Source organism: Sphingomonas sp. 2378, assembly GCF_038084995.1.
Taxonomy (GTDB): domain Bacteria; phylum Pseudomonadota; class Alphaproteobacteria; order Sphingomonadales; family Sphingomonadaceae; genus Sphingomonas.
Map to the genome: position 1 here is coordinate 122748 of NZ_JAXCMJ010000006.1, position 17238 is coordinate 139985.

Annotated in this window: 15 protein-coding genes; 5 read left to right on the forward strand and 10 right to left on the reverse strand. The window is 67.6% G+C overall.

Features of this window, described 5'->3' with window-relative positions; genetic code table 11:
• Positions 1-2: 2 nt before the first annotated feature.
• A complete protein-coding gene (locus SM191_RS05380) occupies positions 3-872 on the forward strand; it encodes a 3-hydroxyacyl-CoA dehydrogenase NAD-binding domain-containing protein (RefSeq protein WP_341505318.1) in 870 nt (289 codons plus the stop codon).
• 157 nt (positions 873-1029) lie between these two features.
• Here the strand turns inward: SM191_RS05380 and SM191_RS05385 are convergent, their stop codons facing one another.
• Together SM191_RS05385 and mgtE are read right to left on the reverse strand one after the other, a co-directional pair.
• On the reverse strand, positions 1030-2289 hold the full coding sequence (locus tag SM191_RS05385; RefSeq protein ID WP_341505289.1) for a NupC/NupG family nucleoside CNT transporter: 1260 nt from the start codon (positions 2287-2289) through the stop codon (positions 1030-1032).
• Between the two features lie 418 nt (positions 2290-2707).
• Positions 2708-4117 carry a magnesium transporter gene (gene mgtE / locus SM191_RS05390; RefSeq protein ID WP_341505319.1) on the reverse strand — a complete coding sequence of 470 codons (1410 nt, stop codon included), beginning with the start codon at positions 4115-4117 and terminating at the stop codon, positions 2708-2710.
• 117 nt (positions 4118-4234) lie between these two features.
• Here mgtE and SM191_RS05395 point away from each other — a divergent pair, with 117 nt between their 5' ends.
• Positions 4235-4690, forward strand: coding sequence for a peptidylprolyl isomerase (locus SM191_RS05395; protein ID WP_056436311.1), 456 nt, complete (start codon positions 4235-4237; stop codon positions 4688-4690).
• A 212-nt stretch (positions 4691-4902) separates the two neighbouring features.
• Here the strand turns inward: SM191_RS05395 and SM191_RS05400 are convergent, their stop codons facing one another.
• Positions 4903-5685 carry a crotonase/enoyl-CoA hydratase family protein gene (locus SM191_RS05400; protein WP_341505290.1) on the reverse strand — a complete coding sequence of 261 codons (783 nt, stop codon included), beginning with the start codon at positions 5683-5685 and terminating at the stop codon, positions 4903-4905.
• 60 nt (positions 5686-5745) lie between these two features.
• Between SM191_RS05400 and SM191_RS05405 the strand changes: the two genes are divergently transcribed.
• Complete coding sequence (locus SM191_RS05405; RefSeq protein WP_306997076.1) at positions 5746-6156, forward strand: PaaI family thioesterase; 411 nt, start codon at positions 5746-5748, stop codon at positions 6154-6156.
• Positions 6153-6566 (forward strand): PaaI family thioesterase, encoded by a 414-nt coding sequence (locus SM191_RS05410; RefSeq protein ID WP_341505291.1) that lies wholly within the window; start codon positions 6153-6155, stop codon positions 6564-6566. Before SM191_RS05405 ends, SM191_RS05410 begins: the two co-directional genes overlap by 4 nt.
• On the opposite strand, the gene SM191_RS05415 is transcribed toward SM191_RS05410, so the two are convergent.
• The 7 genes from SM191_RS05415 to SM191_RS05445 all read right to left on the reverse strand — a co-directional run bounded on the left by SM191_RS05415 (position 6545) and on the right by SM191_RS05445 (position 15250).
• On the reverse strand, positions 6545-7288 hold the full coding sequence (locus tag SM191_RS05415) for a GDSL-type esterase/lipase family protein (RefSeq protein ID WP_341505292.1): 744 nt from the start codon (positions 7286-7288) through the stop codon (positions 6545-6547). The genes SM191_RS05410 and SM191_RS05415 overlap by 22 nt on opposite strands.
• A complete protein-coding gene (locus tag SM191_RS05420; protein ID WP_341505293.1) occupies positions 7285-10737 on the reverse strand; it encodes a glycosyl hydrolase 2 galactose-binding domain-containing protein in 3453 nt (1150 codons plus the stop codon). The genes SM191_RS05415 and SM191_RS05420 overlap by 4 nt, the downstream gene beginning before the upstream one ends.
• 264 nt (positions 10738-11001) lie before the next feature.
• Complete coding sequence (locus SM191_RS05425; RefSeq protein ID WP_341505294.1) at positions 11002-12249, reverse strand: adenosylmethionine--8-amino-7-oxononanoate transaminase; 1248 nt, start codon at positions 12247-12249, stop codon at positions 11002-11004.
• Positions 12246-12866, reverse strand: coding sequence for a dethiobiotin synthase (gene bioD, locus SM191_RS05430; RefSeq protein WP_341505295.1), 621 nt, complete (start codon positions 12864-12866; stop codon positions 12246-12248). The genes SM191_RS05425 and bioD overlap by 4 nt, the downstream gene beginning before the upstream one ends.
• Positions 12863-13972, reverse strand: a complete 1110-nt coding sequence (locus SM191_RS05435; RefSeq protein ID WP_341505296.1) for an 8-amino-7-oxononanoate synthase — start codon at positions 13970-13972, stop codon at positions 12863-12865. The genes bioD and SM191_RS05435 overlap by 4 nt, the downstream gene beginning before the upstream one ends.
• A gap of 161 nt (positions 13973-14133) precedes the next feature.
• Positions 14134-14862 (reverse strand): class I SAM-dependent methyltransferase, encoded by a 729-nt coding sequence (locus tag SM191_RS05440; protein ID WP_341505297.1) that lies wholly within the window; start codon positions 14860-14862, stop codon positions 14134-14136.
• Positions 14863-14866: 4 nt separating this feature from the next.
• Positions 14867-15250 (reverse strand): GtrA family protein, encoded by a 384-nt coding sequence (locus tag SM191_RS05445; protein ID WP_341505320.1) that lies wholly within the window; start codon positions 15248-15250, stop codon positions 14867-14869.
• A gap of 131 nt (positions 15251-15381) precedes the next feature.
• On the opposite strand from SM191_RS05445, the gene SM191_RS05450 reads away from it, so the two are divergent.
• On the forward strand, positions 15382-17151 hold the full coding sequence (locus SM191_RS05450; protein ID WP_445949816.1) for an AcrB/AcrD/AcrF family protein: 1770 nt from the start codon (positions 15382-15384) through the stop codon (positions 17149-17151).
• Positions 17152-17238: the final 87 nt, after the last annotated feature.

Here is a 17238-nt window from a genome sequence, read left to right on the forward strand (position 1 = left end):
TGATGAAGTCGGTAGGTGTGATCGGCGCCGGGCAGATGGGCGCGGGCATCGCGCAAGTGTCGGCGGCGGCAGGCTATTCGGTCAAGCTGGCCGATGTCTCGGCCGAGCGGGCCGAGGCGGGCAAGGCGGGAATCGCCAAGGCGCTCGACCGGCTGGTGACCAAGGAAAAGACGACCCGCCCCGAGGCGGACGCGCTGCTGTCGCGGATCGAACCGGTCGGCAGCCTCTCCGCCATCGCCGGATGCGAACTGGTGATCGAGGCGGCGACCGAACGCGAAGCCATCAAGCGCGCGATCTTCGAGGAGGTCGGCCAGGGGCTGTCCGACACCGCGATCCTGGCGACCAACACCTCATCCATCCCGATCACCCGGCTGGCGCAGGCCGCGCCCGATGCGGGGCGCTTCGTCGGCGTGCATTTCTTCAATCCGGTGCCGGTCATGGGGCTGATCGAACTGATCCGCGGCCTCGCCACTTCGGACGAAACGGTCGCCACGGTCGAAGCCTTCGCGCAAGAACTGGGCAAGCGCGTCGTCCATGCCAATGATGCGCCGGGCTTCATCGTCAACCGCGTGCTGATGCCGATGATTAACGAAGCGATCTTCGCGCTGGGCGAGGGCGTGGCGACGATCCCCGATATCGATGCGGCATGCCAGCTAGGGCTCAACCATCCGATGGGCCCGCTGACGCTGGCCGATTTCATCGGGCTGGATACCTGTCTGGAGATCACCCGCGTGCTGTTCGAGGGCACCGGCGACCCGAAGTTCCGCCCCGCCCCGCTGCTCATCAAATATGTCGAGGCGGGCTGGTATGGCCGCAAGACCAAGCGGGGATTCTACGACTATAGCGGTGTGGAACCCGTGCCGACGCGGTAATGGAAGCGGGCGGCAATGCCCCTCCACCACGCCCTATGGGCGCGGTCCCCCTCCCCATCGGAGATGGGGAGGAATTGAGCAGTTATCCCCAATCCTCCCCAAGCCATGCTTGGGGAGGGGGACCGCCGCGAAGCGGTGGTGGAGGGGCATACCCCGATCAGGCGATCAGCAACCCCGCGAGCGCCGCCGACATCAGATTGGCCAGACTCCCCGCGACCAGCGCCCGGATACCCAGCCGGGCGATGGTCGGGCGCTGGTTCGGCGCGAGGCTTCCCGTCACCGCCATCTGGATCGCGATGGAGGAGAAATTGGCGAAGCCGCACAGCGAGAAGGTGACCACCGCAACGGTGCGCGGGGAAAGCTGCGCGGCCTGCTTGCTCAGGTCGATATAGGCGACGAACTCGTTCAGCACGATCTTCTCGCCGAACAGCCCGCCCGCGATCCCCGCCTCGTTCCACGGCACGTTGAGCAGCGCCATGATCGGCTGGAACACATAACCCAGCAGCGCCTGGAAGCTGAGCCCCGGAATCCCGATCATATTACCCAGCCCGCCGAGCAACCCGTTCGCCAGCGCGACCAGGGCGACGAAGGCCAGCACCATCGCGCCGACCGCGACGGCCAGCTTCACGCCGGTCTGTGCACCCTGCGCCGCCGCCATGATGATGTTGGCGGGCTTTTCCTCGTCGTGCGTGGCCTCGGCGAGCGCGATCTTCTCGTCCTCGATCACATCGCCCAGCGGCAATTGCCCGGCGGGCGGCTCGATCCGGTCGGGCATGATGATCTTGGCCATCAGGATACCGCCCGGCGCCGCCATGAAGCTGGCCGCCAGCAGATACTCGATCGAAATCCCCATCGAGGCATAGGCCGCAAGGATCGTCCCCGCCACGCCCGCCATGCCGCTGGTCATCACGGTGAAGAGCTGCGCCGGGGTGAGACTCGCCAGATAGGGGCGGATGACGAGCGGCGATTCGGACTGGCCGACAAAGACGTTGGCGGCGGCGCAGAGCGACTCCACCTTGGACACGCCGATCACCTTCTCGATCGCACCGCCCAGCCAGCGCACGACCAACTGCATGATCCCCAGATAATAGAGGATCGAGACGAGGGCCGCGAAGAAGATGATGACCGGCAGCGCCTGGATCGCGAAATTGCGGCCCAGCGGATCGGACGCCAGCGCGCCGAACAGGAACTTGGTCCCCTCATTGGCGTAGCCGAGCAGCCCTGCGACCCCGCCCGACAGCCATTGCAGCACCTTCTTGCCCCAGGGCACGTACAGGACCAGCACCGCGATCCCCGCCTGAAGCGCGAAGGCCGCACCGACGACGCGCGGGCGGATCGCGCGCCGGTCGGTCGACAGGGCGACCGCGATCGCCAGAATGACAAATATACCCGCGATACCGATGGCAAAACGATTCATGCGCGCTGCTTAACTGGGCCGCTTTGGGGCGGGTGGTGAAAACGACGCGGCCCCCCGGCTGCGCGGGGGACGATCATAAGCATGGTATGAGCCGACCGCCATAGTTTTGATCGGGAGTGCAATTCATTGAAATTCCTCCCCTGCAAGGGGAGGGGGACCATGCGCAGCATGGTGGAGGGGCGTCCCCCTATCGAGAGCGCGACACCCCTCCGTCAGGCCTGACGGCCTGCCACCTCCCCTTGCAGGATTTCTCTGCGAAACGCCCCAGTACCATCCCGGCGAAGGCCGGGACCCAGTTGCCGTACGATGGTAAATGACTCCAATCGCTTCCCAACTGGACCCCGGCCTCCGCCGGGGTGGTGCATGATGTTGGGCGACGTCCCGACTTTCGCAGAGGTTTCCTTGCACGGGAGGAACGCTATCCCGTCAACCCCGCCGCCGTCGCCAGCCCCAGAAACGCCAGGAAGCCGATCGAATCGGTCGTCATCGTCACGAACACCGACGACGCCACCGCCGGGTCGGCGTCGAACCGGTCGAGCGTCACCGGCACCAGCACGCCCGCCAGCCCCGCGACCAGGATATTGGTCATCATCGCCGCCGCGATCACCATGCCCAGCGCCGGGTTGGCGAAGACCAGGCTCACCCCCACCCCGATCACCGCCGCGACCGTCACCCCGTTCATCATCGCCACGCGGATCTCACGCATGATCGCGCGGGTGGTGTTGGATTGGGTAAGCTGGTTGGTCGCCAGCGCGCGCACCGTCACCGCCAGCGTCTGAGTCCCCGCATTGCCGCCGACGCCGGCGACGATCGGCATCAGCGTGGCCAGCGCCACCATCCGCGCGATCGTGCCCTCGAACGCCGCGATCACCGAGGAGGCGACCATCGCCGTCACCAGATTGGCGAGCAGCCAGCGGACACGGCTCTTATAGCTGTCGAGGATCGGCTCGTTGATGTCGCCCTCGCCCGCGCCCGACAGGCGCAGCACGTCCTCGCCCGCCTCCTGCTGGATGATGTGGACGATGTCGTCGACGGTGATCATGCCGACCAGCCGCCCGCTGGCATCGACCACGGCGGCGGAGATCAGCGCATATTTCTGGAAGCGCAACGCGACCTCTTCCTGGTCCATATCGACCGGGATCAGCGTCTGTTCGCGCTTCATCACGTCGCCGATCACGATCTGCCCCGGCGCGCGGAGAATCCACGACAACTGGCACGTCCCGATCGGACGATGGCCGGGATCGACGACGAAGATTTCCCAGAAATCGGTGGTCAGTTCCTCGTCGTCGCGCAGGAACTGGATCGTCTCGGCCACCGTCCAATGCTCGGGCACCGCGATCAGCTCGCGCTGCATCAGGCGACCGGCGGACTCCTCGGGGAAGGACAGCGCCTCTTCGATCGCGGCGCGGTCGTCCGGGTCGAGCGCACGCAGCACCGCACGCTGCTCGTCCTCGTCCATGTCCTCGATGATCGCCACCGCGTCGTCGGTGTCGAGTTCGGAGGCGATATCGGCGACTTCATGCGGTTCGAGCGCCTGGATAAGCTGCTCGCGCACATAGTCGTTCATCTCGGCGAAGACGTCGCCGTTCAGCAGGTCCGCGACCGCGCGTGCCAGGCTGACGCGCTCCTCGTCGCCGACCAGTTCGAACAGGTCGGCGATGTCGGCGGGATGGAGCGGCTCGACCAGCGCGCGCGCGCCCTCGTCGTCGCCCGCGTCCAGCGCGTCGAGTACCGCCGTCACATATTCGGGCTTCAGCCGGTCGTCCTCGTCCAACTGGGTTTCCGGCGGGGTCTCGGTTTCGAGTTCGGGGAGTTCGGTGTCGCTGATCTCGGCCTCCCTCGACGGTGCATGAACGCGGTGTCACGCCTCTATAGAGAGGCGCTTCGATTTGCCAGCGGGCGTGTGAACGCCTACCTGCGGGCGATCAACCAAGGAAGACCCCTTATGGCCGAGACTTTTTCCAAGCTGACCCTGACGCTCGAGAGCGGCGATGTCGTGATCACGCTGCGCCCCGACCTCGCGCCCGAGCATGTCGCGCGCATCGGCGGGCTTGCCAATGAAGGCTTTTACGACGGCGTCGTGTTCCACCGCGTGATTCCGGGCTTCATGGCACAGGGCGGCGACCCCACGGGCACCGGCATGTCGGGTTCGGACAAGCCGAATTTGAAGCAGGAGTTCAATGCCGAGCCGCATGTGCGCGGCACCTGCTCGATGGCGCGGACCAACGATCCCAACTCGGCCAATTCGCAGTTCTTCATCTGCTTCGACGACGCGCGCTTCCTCGACCGTCAGTACACGGTCTGGGGCCAGGTGGAGAGCGGCATGGAACATGTCGACGCGCTCCCCAAGGGCGAGCCGCCCCGCAATCCGGGCAAGATCCTGAAGGCGACCGCGGAGTAATTTCGCAAGAGCCGGGAAAGAGGGGAGTCCTGAGAAGGGCTCCCCTTTTTTGTTTGGCCCATCGCCCTGCCAAGCAGCACGCCCCTCCCGCAGGCGGGAGGGGATGGGGGAGGGAAAGCCACAGGCCATGCGCTCCATGAGACCCCATGCCCTCCCCAACCCCTCCCGCCTGCGGGAGGGGCTATCGTTGCGGGAGGGCGAGCAGCGCCCTCTCAACCGTCGCGGAAATCCGCCCGCCGCCGTTCCATGTTCGCCCGCACCGCCTCGCGGAAGTTCGCCCCCCGCATCAGCGCCACTTGCTCGGCGCTTTCCATCGCCAGCATATCCTCGGGTGCGCGCCCCATCGCCCCGAACAACCGCTTCGCGCTCCGCACCGCATCAGGGCTGCGTTCGGCAATCCTGCGCGCCAGGGCCAGCGCCTCCCCGCGCGGATCTTCCACCAGCCGGGTCACGAACCCCGCCGCCAGCGCCTCCGCCGCATCGAACTCGCGCGCGGTATAGACCCATTCGCGCAAGACATCCTCGCGCATCCCGCGCCACAGGGCGAAGCCGCCCATGTCCGGCACGATCCCCCAATGCACTTCCCGGATCGCGAAACGGGTCGCCGGGTGCGCCAACCGGATATCCGCCCCGGCCATGATCTGCGTGCCGCCGCCAAAGGCCACCCCGTGCACCGCCGCGATCACCGGCACGGACAGCGTCCGCCATCCCCACGCCACCTGCTGCACCCCATTGGCGGGTCCATGGGTCCGCGCCGACAGGTCCAGCCCCGCCAGTTCTCCCCCCGCCATCGCCGCCATGTCGAGACCGGAGCAGAAGCCCTCCCCCTCCCCCGACAGCACCACCGCCCGCACATCCACTCGTGTTGCCAGCATCTGGATCGCCTCGGCCAGCGCATCGAACATGGCGCGGTCGATCGCGTTCAGCTTGTCCCCGCGCGACAGGCGGACATCGGCGACGCCGTCCTTCACCGCGATCGTCACCCGGTTCCGCATGTCGCTCTCCTTTTGCACTGGCTTTCCCGTGGTGTAGATCATGGCCCCATGGGGTTCGATATGGAACGCTTCATCGCGATGGGCGGCCTGGGCGGTGGGCATGGCCGGCATCTGGGCATCGCATACCGCGCGCATGGGCCGGATTGGGCGGAACTGGCGCTGCCCTATGACGAACGGCTGATCGGCGATCCGGCGAGCGGGGTCATCGCCTCCGGCCCGATCGTCGCGATGATGGACATGGCGACCAGCGTCGCCGTCTGGCTGAAGCGAGGACGCTTCGAGGCGCATGTGACGCTGGACCTGCGCGTCGATTACCTCCGCCCCGCCGTGCCGCAGCGGACCGTGATCGGGCGCGGCGAATGCTATCGAATCACCCGCAGCGTCGCCTTCGTCCGGGGGATCGCGCATGACGGCGATCCCGACGATCCCGTCGCGCATGTCGCGGGCACCTTCATGGGAATGAAGCCATGAGCACCCCCCGCACCGCCATCGGCCAGGCGATGGTCCTGCCACCCTATGCCGAATGGCTCGGCTGTTCGATCGAATGGGCGGAGGGTGCTCCGCAACTGGTCATGCCGTTCGGCGACCATGTCATGGGCTGGCCCGGCCTGCTCCAGGGCGGCGCGATCGCGGGGTTGCTGGAGGTGGCGGGGATCGCCGCGCTGACCCACCGGCTGTCGAGCGAAGGGGCTGCGCGGATCAAGCCGGTGACGGTGACGACCGATTACCTGCGCACCGGCCGCGACCACCCGACGCGCGCGGTCGGCACGATCCTGCGGCTGGGCCAGCGGGTCGCCAATGTCGAGGCGACCGCCTGGCAGGAGGATCGCGACCGGCCGATCGCGACCGCCCGGCTGAACTATCGCATCCTGCGCGGCTGAGCGCCCCTGAGCGCCTGTTTGATCGCGGCGTCGGCGACCGGCGCCATCGCGGCATAGCCCGCCTCGTTCGGGTGGACCCCATCGGTGCCATAAGCGGGGTTCAGCGCGTCGCCGACATGTAAGGCAGACCAGTAATCGGCATAGGTCGCCCCCACCCGACCCGCATAATCCTTCAACCACGCATTCATCGCGGCGATGCGCGGGGCGGGGTTCACGCCCGGCTTCCACTCGAAATGGTCGGCGGGCGGGATGGAGGCGAGGATCACCCGGATGCCGTTGGCCTGCGCCAGTTCGACCATCGACATGATATTACCCTGCACCTGCGCATCGGTCGTCGGGCCGGTGTTGCCCGCGATATCGTTGGTGCCCGCCATGATCTGCACCACCGTGGGATGCAGGTCGATCACGTCCTGGCGAAAGCGGAGCAGCATCTGCGAGGTCGTCTGCCCGCTGATCCCGCGCCCGACCCTTTCGGTCGCGAAGAACTGCGGCACCTTGCTGGCCCAGTTCTCGGTGATCGAATCGCCCATGAAGACGATGCGGGAATGACCCGGCGTCAGCTTCGCATTGTCGGCACGATAGCGGGCGAGATAGCCGAAGTCGTTGTGCAACCGCTCCTCCCATTCACGGGCCCAGCGTTGGCCATCGGTTTCCGTCTGCTGCGCGGCGGCGGGCGTGGCGAGGACCAGCGCCATCAGCACGATCGAGGCAAGGCGGCTCACGGACGCAGGTCCGCAGCGGTGGCGGTGACGTTCCAGCCGCGAAGCGTGACGCTGGGCCTGTCCGCCCTGGCACTGGGGTATCGAATCTCGATCACGCGCGTTTCTCCCGGCAACAGGGTGACGTAATTGTCGCTGAAATAGGCGGGCAGCACCTGGCTACCGTCCGCATTCATCACGGTCAGCTTGGTTTCGATCGCGGGGACCGAACCGCTATTGGTCAGGGTGACGTTGGCGAGCGTCTCCTCGCCCTGCCCCTGAAGGCTGGTGGTCGCGGTGACGGTCGCCGCGCCCATCGTCGTCAGCGCGCGGTAGCCCGCATCGTCCTGCGCCTGCCAATAGCTGTTGGTCGACAGGATCTGCCCACCCGCGTCGGTGGCCTCCAGCCGGACCAGCACCGGCCCGCGCTTCATCGCGGAGGCGAGGTCGAGGTTGAGGGCGGGCGTCACCCCCTCGGCACCCGCGACCAGCTTCGCCTCCTGCTCGCCCTCGACCCGGCCATCGAGCCCGACAATCTTCGCGCGCACCTGCACGCCCTTCAGCGCATCACGGGTGTTGTTGACAAGCACGACACGGTGGTCGGGCAGGTTCATCTGGACATGGATCGGCTCGGCGGCCTTCTTCACCCCGTAAAAGGCGGCATGGGTGTCATAGTCGGAGGAGAAGATCTGCCATGCCGAGGACGGCCAGGCGGGTTGGGTCATCCACAGCATCCGCCCCGAATTCTCGGTCCAGAGGCCCGCATTCATCCCCTCGAAGATGGCGCGATAGGATTCATACTCCATCATCTGCGCCTTGCGCTCGAAATCCTCCAGCCCGGTGGCGGGGCCGAAGCGGCGTTCGAGGGCGTCAGTGAAGCTCTTGACCGCACCGTTCCCGCTCTGGTGCCAGTCATGATAGGCCCAGACATCGCCGATCGGCCAGCGATCCGCCTCCGCCGGGATGGCGCGCTTCCACGCCTCCAGCGTCGGCAGCGAGGGCGTGCCGACCTCGACCGAGAAGCCCTTGGCCAGATCGGTGAAGTAATCGACCGGCGGCCGCCAGTTATAGGGCCCCGAGCCTTGCAGGTTCACCGCGTTGGACGAGGGCATGTAGAGCCGCGTCCCGTCTTCGGCGCGCAGGATCGCGTCGAGCCCGGTGTTCAGGATCGGCTGCGGCACGCCTTCATTCCGCCCGAACCAGGCGACGATCGAGGGATGGTTGCGATAGCGGCGCACCACATCGGCCGCATTGGCGAGGAACAGTTGCGGGTCCTCGGCCTCCATATTGTAATCCTGGGTCGACTCCCAGAAATCGGACAGAACCATCAGGCCGTACTCGTCGGCCAGGTCGAAGAAGCTCTCCTCGCTATTCTGCCCCACCCAGTTGCGGACGATATTCAGATGCGCGTCGCGGTGGAGGCGGAAGAACGGCTCCAGATGCGCGCGATCGACGCGCTTCATATAATCGTCCATGCCGATATTCCCGCCGCGCGCCGCGATCCGCACGCCGTTGACCCGCAGGACGAGATGGGGGGCGAGGCGCGGGTCGTCCTGCACCTTGGTCACCGCCGCCGACTGGTCGCCGCCGGGGGTGAAGCTCATCGCCCAGCCGTTACCGGCCTTGCGAATGCCCGCATGGCTGGTGTCGATCACCCGCTGGCCGCCACGCACCCGGTTGAGATCGAGCGTCACCCGCTCCAGATCGCCGTCATTGTCGAACAGCGACAGGTCATAGGTCACCTGCCGCATCCCGAAGCGGAGCGCCTTCGAATCCGACAGCGCCCCGTCCACCGCCGCCGTCAGCGCGAGATCGTGCAGCGCCGGGTCGCCATAGCCATTGGGCCACCACAGGCGCGGGTTCTTGACCGAAAGCTGCGGGAACTCGGACGGCGACAGGACGGCGCGGATCGTCTGGCCGGGGGCGATCGTCACCGGCTTTTCGACCACCACATCGTCGAACACCGCGCGCACCATGGTCGTCACCGGCGCCTGGCCGTTGTTGGTGACGGGCACCGCGATCTCGACATCGGCGACGCTATTGTCGGTCTTGGGCAAGGTGGTGACCACCTGCGGGTCGCCGATCACCGCCGGGCCGGTCGCGGCCAGCGTCACCCCCTGCCACAGCCCGGTATTGCGATCGCGGACGGAGGGAATCCAGTCCCAGCCCTCGGTCGCGACGAAGGTCGGGCCGTCGAGCATCTGGACGCCGCCATTCTCGCCCACGCCCGCCGTCATCGACTCCTCATGCGCGATGCCGGGATGCGGCGGCGGCGAAACCCGCACCGCAATCGCGTTGCGCCCCGCCGCCAGCGTCACGGGGAAGCGGCCGCGGATGAAGGCCCCCTTCATCGTGCCCGCCATCCGGCCGTTGACCCAGATTTCGGCGGAATAGTTCACGCCGTTGAAGGTCAGCCACATCTGACGCCCGGCAGCCTCGGCGGGCGTGTCGAACTCGGTGCGATACCAGTAATCCTGCCGTGCCAGCGTCTCCGGGATCGACAGGTTGTTCAGCCCGACCGCCGGATCGGGATAGACGCCGCGATCGACCAGCGTGGTCAGCACCGTGCCCGGCACGGTCGCGGCATACCATTTGCTGGCGTCGAAATTCCCCTGCGACAGGTCCGCGCCGCCGGGGCCGACCTTGGCCGCCTCGATCAGTCGCCAGCCATTCACTGCCCATTGCCCGGTCGCGGTGGAGACGAGCGCCGCGTCCTTGGGCTCCGGTTTCGCCGTGCCGCTGGTCGGGATCGGGGCCTTGGACTGGGGCAGGGTCCAGGCGTCCTGCGGCACCGTCTGACCCTGCATCTGGCGCGTCTGGAAGGGCCAGCTCGGGCTGCCGGTCTGGAGCGCCAGCCTGGCGGGGTCGGGCGCGCGCCGCGCGGCGACACGGATGGTCAGCGGATCGACCACCTCGCGCACCATGCGGAAGTCGATGACCTTGCCTGCGAAGACCGGCTGGTAACTGCGCGGGGCCAGCGTCGCGACGCCGTTGACGGGTTGCAGCGTCAGGCCGCGCTGCACCACCTGTCGCCCGTTCACGAACAGCCGGACGACCTTTCCGTCATAGCTGGCGGCGATATAGGTCCATTTGTTGCGATCGGCGTCGCCGCCGCCCTGCACCACCCCCGCCTCGGTGACGAGCGCGGGCTGGCCATCGACCAGTGCAAGATAGCGGCGCGGGCCGCCGGTCGGATCGCCAAAACCGCCGATCAGCATCGTCGTGCCCTTGCCCGCGACGCTGCGCGGCTGGACCCAGGCGGACAGCGTCCAGTTGGGCGCGGCGACCGGTGTCCGCACGATGGCGCGGGCGTAGGAATCGCCACCGGGCGGCAGATCGGCGTTGATCGGCCCAAGCGGCGTAGCGGGCGGCGTCGCAGGCACGGCCACCGTCTGCGCGGAGGCGGCGAGGCTCCAGACCAGCGCCGTCACCGATGCCAGAGCCCCCATCGCCCTTGCCGCCGCCACGCTCATGCCTGCTCCTTTTGAATCGCTGCGGGATAAAGCAAATGAAAAGCCCTAAAGTCAAAGGCCGCTGACCATATTCCTCCCCTTCCGGGAAACCTCTGCGAAAGTCGGCACGTAAGCCGATACCATGGACCACCCCGGCGGAGGCCGGGGTCCAGCTGGGGCGCAATGAGAGGACTTGCAACCGTCCCGCAACTGGATCCCGGCCTTCGCCGGGATGGTCAGGGGGGAGTTTTGCAGAGTAATCCCTTGCAGGGCGGGAATCGACGTTCACCCTCCGAAGCGGTCGATCGCCGCATGGATGCCGGTCCAGACTTTACCGAGCTGTTCCGGCGTGATGGAATAGGGCGGCATGACATAGATGGTGTTGCCCATCGGCCGGACGAGCAGATCGGCCTCGCGGAAATGCGCCAGCAGCCGTGGGGCGAGGTCGGAGAGATAATCCTGCCCCGCGCCCAGTTCGAACGCGGCGATGGTGCCGAGTTGCCGGGGATTACGGACCGCCACCGCGCCGCTCACCGTCGCCAGATGCTTTCCTTGAGCCTTGGACAACGCGTCGATCCGCGCAGATACCGGCTCGTCGCGCCAGATCGCCAGATTGGCCGCCGCCGCCGCGCAGGCGATGGGGTTGGCGGTGTAGCTGGAGGAGTGGAAGAACTGCCTCGACCGATCCGTCTCGGACCAATGCGCCTGGAAAATCCCCTCGGTCGCCAGCGTCACCGCCAGTGGCACCGCGCCGCCGGTCAGCCCCTTGGACAGGCACAGGATATCGGGCACCACCCCCGCCTGCTCGCAGGCGAACAGCGTGCCGGTGCGACCCCAGCCGGTCATGACCTCGTCGGCGATGAACAGCACGCCGTGCGCCGCGCAGATTTCGCGCATCGCCGCCAGCGTCTCGGGCGGATAGAACAGCATCCCGCCCGCGCCGAGCACCAGCGGCTCGACGATGAACGCCGCCGCACCCGCCCGACACTCCGCCTCCAGCGCGTCGAGCGTAGCCTGCACGTCATGGGGAAAGGGGATGGTGCCGACATCGAAGAGCAGCGGCGCATAGGCCCGATTATACACCCCGCGCGCGCCCACCGACATCGCGCCGATCGTGTCGCCATGATAGCTGTGTTCGAGGACGAGGATGCGATGGCGCGGCTCGCCCCGGTTGAGCCAATAGCCCAGCGCCATCTTCAACGCGACCTCGACCGACGTCGAGCCGGAATCGGAGAAGAAGACCCGCGTCAGCGCGGGCGGCGTGATCCGTACCAGCTCGGCGGCGACCTCTTCGGCGGGTTCGTGAGTCCAGCCGGCAAAGATGATCTGGTCCAGCCTGCCCGCCTGTTCGGCGATGGCGGCGCTGATACGCGGATGGTTGTGGCCGTGCGTCGTCACCCACCAGCTGGAGATGGCGTCGATCACCTGGCGCCCGTCGACCGTGGTCAGCACCGCACCGCTCGCGCTGGCGACACGCGGGATCGGCTCGCCCAGGCCATGTTGGGTGAAGGGGTGCCAGACAGGCGAGGTCATCGGAAATCCCGGACGTCGAAATTCGCCGCGAACGCCTCTGCCAGTGTGTCCCGATTCAGATTCACCAGATGCGGCAGGCGGCCGAGCCGCTTCACCCCGCCGATCGCGGCGATGGTCGCCTCGCTGTCCTCTACGCCCTCGCCGACGAACGCCACGCCCAGGATCGGCACCCCGCGCGACCGCAACGCTTCGATCGACAACAGGCTGTGGTTGATCGTCCCCAGCGCGGTCCGCGCGACCAGCACCACCGGCCGTCCCCAATGCGCGAACAGATCGGCGAACAGCATCTGCCGCGTCACCGGCACCAGCACGCCCCCCGCCCCTTCCGCCACCAGCGGCCCATCGACCTCGGGCAGCGCCAACCGGTCCAGCGCGATCGCCACCCCGTCGATCTCGGCGGCGCGGTGCGGCGAGCAGGGGGTCTTCAGCCGATAGGCCGAGGGCAGGACCGGACGGCCGCTCAGGCTCGCCACCGTCTCGGCATCCCCATGCCCTTCGTCATCGGTGCCCGCCTGGACCGGCTTCCAGTAGCTTGCGCCCAAGGCGCCGGTCAGCGCGGCGGAAAAGACGGTCTTGCCGATTTCGGTATCCGTGCCGGTGACGACGATCGTGCTCATGCCAGAACCTCGCTCAGTGCCTGGTCGAGGGCGAGGATGTCCGCCGCCTCGACATTGAGAGTGATCGACAGCCGCAACCGCGCCGCGCCCACCGGCACGGTCGGCGGGCGGATGCCGCGTATGTCGAAGCCGCGTTCCTGCAACGCCTCGGCGGCGCGCATGGTGCGGCCATTGTCGCGCAGGATCAGCGGCATGATCGGCGTACCCTGCGCCAGCGCGCCGTGTGGACCCAGCCGCTCGCCCGCCAGCGCGATCCGCTGGTGCAGGGACGCACGCCGCTCGGGCTCGTCGGCCAGGATGCGCAAGCCCTCGCGCACCGCGCGCGCCATCAAGGGCGAGGGCGCGGTGGAGAAGATGAAGCCGCGCCCGCGATTGACCAGATAGTCGCGCACGATGGCGGGTCCGGCGACCTGCGCGCCCTCGCACCCCAGCGCCTTGCCGCAGGTGTGGAGGCTCACCACCCGCTCGCCGGGCGTTGCAAGCCCCTGTCCCCGTGTCCCGAAAACGCCGGTGGCGTGCGCCTCGTCGACGATCAGCATGGCGTCATGGCGTTCGGCCACTGCGTATAGCTCCGCGAGCGGTGCGGTGTCGCCGTCCATGCTGTAGAGGCTCTCGACCGCGATCCATGGCGTGCCCTTGCCCCCCTGCCCCCGCCAGGTACGGATCGCATCCTCGAACGCGCCCGCATCGTTATGCGCCGCCGCGACCGCCGTGGCGCGCGACAGCGTCATCCCCTCATGCATGCTCGCATGGACCAGCGCGTCATGAACGATCAGGTCGCCCCGCTGCGGCAGCGTGGCCATGATCGCGACATTGGCGGTATAGCCCGAGGAGAAATAGAGGCTCGCCTCCGCCCCGAAAAAGGCGGCGGCTTCGGCCTCCAGCGCCTCATGTTCGGGATGGTTGCCGCGCAGGAGACGCGATCCGCCCGAGCCGACGGGCACGCCCTCCGCCACCCCTTGCGCGATGGCGGCGGCGAGGCGGGGGCTGTTCGCCAGCCCCAGATAATCGTTGGAAGCGAAATCTCGGCCGCGCTGCGGGGCCAGCATCCGCAATCGGTCCCGCGCGGCCAGTCGGGCCAGATCGGCGCGATGAAAGTCCAGCATGGCGCTTCCCTAGCCAGACGGGCGGGGGAGCGGAACCGTGTTTATGAGGGATTCCCTTGGCCTTCGACTTCGCTCAGGCTGAACGGCGTTTTGTATCCAGCCCCGATGCCCAACCTCCGTTCAGCCTGAGCGCAGTCGAAGGCCACGCCCCAACGCAAACCTCAAACAGGCTCCGCCAAGGTCACGATCGAAACCCCCGGCGTCATCGGCGCACGGCCGACCAGGTGCCGTTCCAACCGGAAGATCGCCTCGAACGCCTTGTTCAGCGGCGCAGGGGGGGGCGAGTCGTCGCTGTCGTCGCGGCCTGTCAGCCGCCCGGCGATCCGCGCGGCGGCAGCGAGCGGGAAGAGCAGCGAGTTGAAATAGCTCAGCTTGCGCGGCCTCAGCCCGGCCTTCTCGATCGCCGCCACCAGCGTAGCCTTGGAATAACGACGGTGGTGATGGTTCACCACGTCATGCGCCGACCACATCCACTGATGCGCGGGCACCGCGATCAGGATCTTGCCGCCGGGCTTCAGACACGCCTTCATCGCGGCGAGCGCGGCGACGTCGTCCTCGATATGCTCGACCACATCGAGCACCGCGATCAGGTCATAGGCGCCGCGCTCGATCCCCGGCAATTCGGGCAGCGGCGCGTCGCCCACGGCGTGACCCAGACGGGTGGATGCGATTGCGCGCGCCGCCGGATCGATCTCGATCGCATCGACCGTGCCGAAATGCGCCAGCATCGGCAGATTATGCCCGGTGCCGCAACCGATCTCCAGGATGCGGGCATCCTGGGGCAGCTTGCCATAGCGGTCGAGATAATCGGCCAGGATGTCGCGGCGGGCGCGATACCACCAATGGGTGGAATCATGCGCCGCCATGCGGTCGTAAACGATACGGTCCATGAACTTATCCGAAGACCCATTGGCGGTTGAGCGCGAAGGTCGCGATCGGCGTGATCGTGACCACCGGGATCAGCGCGACCCAGGGTTGTTGATGCAGGAGCCCGGTCGCGATCCAGGTAAAGAGCGCGTTCAACGCAAGGCCGAAGCCCTGCACCACCAGGAATTTCAGATGCTGCTTGCCGCTGGAGTCGCGGGTGCCGTGCCCGCGAAAACTCCACGCGCTGTGCAGGAAGAAGCCGAAGATCACCGCGACCAGAAAGGCGGGCGGCACCGCCAGCACGGCCCTGTCGTGCGGCAACACCCAATAGGTCAGCGGCAGATAGACCGCCGAATAGACGACCGTCGACAGGCCGCCCGCGATGCCGAACCGGATCAATTGGCCCAGCATGCCGCTGTCCCGCCATCGTTCGATCTGGTGCTGAAGAGTCGCCACGCCGCCGCCTTTGCCCCCGACCTTGCCCTTTGCGTCGCCCGCGATAGAGCGGGCCCATGGTCCTGCGCCTTAAGCTGCGGGCGGGTATGAGGGAAGCGTCTTTGGAACGTCTGAAGGGCGAGATGGATCGGCACTGGCGACGCTGGGTGCTGATCGCCTGGGTCGCGGTCGCCGCCTGGTACATGTACGACCGCTGGGGCCAGATACGCTGGTGGTCGCTGGGCGACACCGACGACAATATGCGCCTGATGCAGGTGCGCGCCTGGATGGCGGGCCAGGGCTGGTACGACCTGCGCCAGTATCGGCTGAATCCGCCGCTCGGCTTCGACATCCATTGGAGCCGCATCGTCGACCTGCCGATCGCCGGGCTGATCCTGTTTTTCCGCCTGTTCACCACGCCGGCCTGGGCGGAGCGACTCGCCTGTGGTCTGGCGCCGATCATCCCGCTGTCGATCACCATGCTGGCGATCGCGGCGACGATCCGTCGGTTGATCGAACCCTATCTCTGGCCGCTGGGGATCGTCCTGCTGTTGTGCGCCAGCGCGACGCAGCTGATGTACATGCCGATGCGCATCGACCATCACGGGTGGCAGCTTGCCATGCTGGCGGTCACCGTCGCGGGCTTATGCGATCCGCAAGGACGGCGCGGCGGCGCGCTGGTCGGGCTGGCCAGCGCGGTGTCGCTGGCGATCGGGTTGGAGATGCTGCCCTATGCCGCGATGGCGGGTGCGATCCTGTCCTTACGCTGGGTCTGGGACCGGGCGGAGGCCCCGCGCCTGGCCATCTATGCACTGACGCTGGGCGGAGGGAGCGCGGCGGGGTTCGCCGCCTTCGCCTCCAACGCCAATTACGCGATGCGCTGCGACGCGCTGACCCCGGTCTGGCTGTCGGTGACGGTGGCGGCGGGGGCGCTGCTGTTCCTGCTCGCGCGGATCAATCCCGAGTCGCGGGGCGCGCGGCTGGGCCTGGCGGTGGTTGCGGGGGCGGTGATCGCAGGCGGGTTCGCCAGCCTGTTCCCCCAATGCCTGACCCGCCCCGAACAGGCCAGCCCGGAGTTGCAGCGCAACTGGCTGAACAATGTCCGGGAGGCCAAGCCGATCTACAAGCATCCGCTCCGCGTCGCGCTGCCCATGGCGATCATGCCGGTCATCGGCCTGATCGGTGCCGCGCTGGCGGCGTGGCGGCGGCGGACGATCGGGTGGAGCGCGGTGGCGCTGTTCACCGCCTTCGCCTGCGCCATGCTGTTGTGGCAGGCGCGCGCGGCCCCGGCGGCACAGATGCTGGCGGTGCCCGGCGTCGCGGCGCTGGTGTGGATGCTCCTGCCCCTCATCAACCGGCTGCGCTCGCCGCTGTTGCGCGTGCCGTTGATGGTCGCCGTGATCCTGGTGCCCACCGGCGTCCTCGCCGCGCTGGTCCTCAAGAAACTGCCAGCGACGCAGCCCACCCCCTATGCCGCGCGGGTCAATCGCGCGACGGGGCAGTGCGTGCGCACCTCGGTGCTGACGCGGGTCAACGTCTATCCGAGGGCGACAGTCTTCACCTTCGTCGATCTCGGCCCGCGCCTGATCGTCACCACCCATCACGATGCGATCGCGGGGCCCTATCACCGCAATGGCGATGCGATCCTGGACGTGCAGCACGCCTTTCAGGGCGGCGAGGCACAGGCGCGCGCGATCATGAAGCGGCACGGCGCGACGCTGTTGCTGATCTGCCCCGACATGGCCGAGTCGACCAATTACCGGGCACGGGCACCGGGGGGTTTTTACGACCGGATGGCGCATGGCTGGGTCCCGAACTGGCTGACCCCGCTACCGCTGCCCAAGGGGTCGCCGCTGAGGCTGTACCGGATCGATTGAGAAAAATATCCTCCCCGACACGGGGAGGTGGCAGGGCGTGAGCCCTGACGGAGGGGGGCCTGCCACACGGGACGTCCCTGGCGGCAC

Excerpts from the sequence above, each read along its gene's own strand:
- SM191_RS05420 (WP_341505293.1), bottom strand. The coding sequence starts at position 10,737 with ATGAGCGTGGCGGCGGCAAGGGCGATGGGGGCTCTGGCATCGGTGACG.
- SM191_RS05410 (WP_341505291.1), top strand. The coding sequence starts at position 6,153 with ATGAGCACCCCCCGCACCGCCATCGGCCAGGCGATGGTCCTGCCACCC.
- SM191_RS05425 (WP_341505294.1), bottom strand. The coding sequence starts at position 12,249 with ATGACCTCGCCTGTCTGGCACCCCTTCACCCAACATGGCCTGGGCGAG.
- SM191_RS05405 (WP_306997076.1), top strand. The coding sequence starts at position 5,746 with ATGGAACGCTTCATCGCGATGGGCGGCCTGGGCGGTGGGCATGGCCGG.
- SM191_RS05445 (WP_341505320.1), bottom strand. The coding sequence starts at position 15,250 with ATGCTGGGCCAATTGATCCGGTTCGGCATCGCGGGCGGCCTGTCGACG.
- SM191_RS05400 (WP_341505290.1), bottom strand. The coding sequence starts at position 5,685 with ATGCGGAACCGGGTGACGATCGCGGTGAAGGACGGCGTCGCCGATGTC.
- bioD (WP_341505295.1), bottom strand. The coding sequence starts at position 12,866 with ATGAGCACGATCGTCGTCACCGGCACGGATACCGAAATCGGCAAGACC.
- SM191_RS05435 (WP_341505296.1), bottom strand. The coding sequence starts at position 13,972 with ATGCTGGACTTTCATCGCGCCGATCTGGCCCGACTGGCCGCGCGGGAC.
- SM191_RS05380 (WP_341505318.1), top strand. The coding sequence starts at position 3 with ATGAAGTCGGTAGGTGTGATCGGCGCCGGGCAGATGGGCGCGGGCATC.
- SM191_RS05450 (WP_445949816.1), top strand. The coding sequence starts at position 15,382 with ATGAGGGAAGCGTCTTTGGAACGTCTGAAGGGCGAGATGGATCGGCAC.
- SM191_RS05440 (WP_341505297.1), bottom strand. The coding sequence starts at position 14,862 with ATGGACCGTATCGTTTACGACCGCATGGCGGCGCATGATTCCACCCAT.
- SM191_RS05385 (WP_341505289.1), bottom strand. The coding sequence starts at position 2,289 with ATGAATCGTTTTGCCATCGGTATCGCGGGTATATTTGTCATTCTGGCG.
- SM191_RS05395 (WP_056436311.1), top strand. The coding sequence starts at position 4,235 with ATGGCCGAGACTTTTTCCAAGCTGACCCTGACGCTCGAGAGCGGCGAT.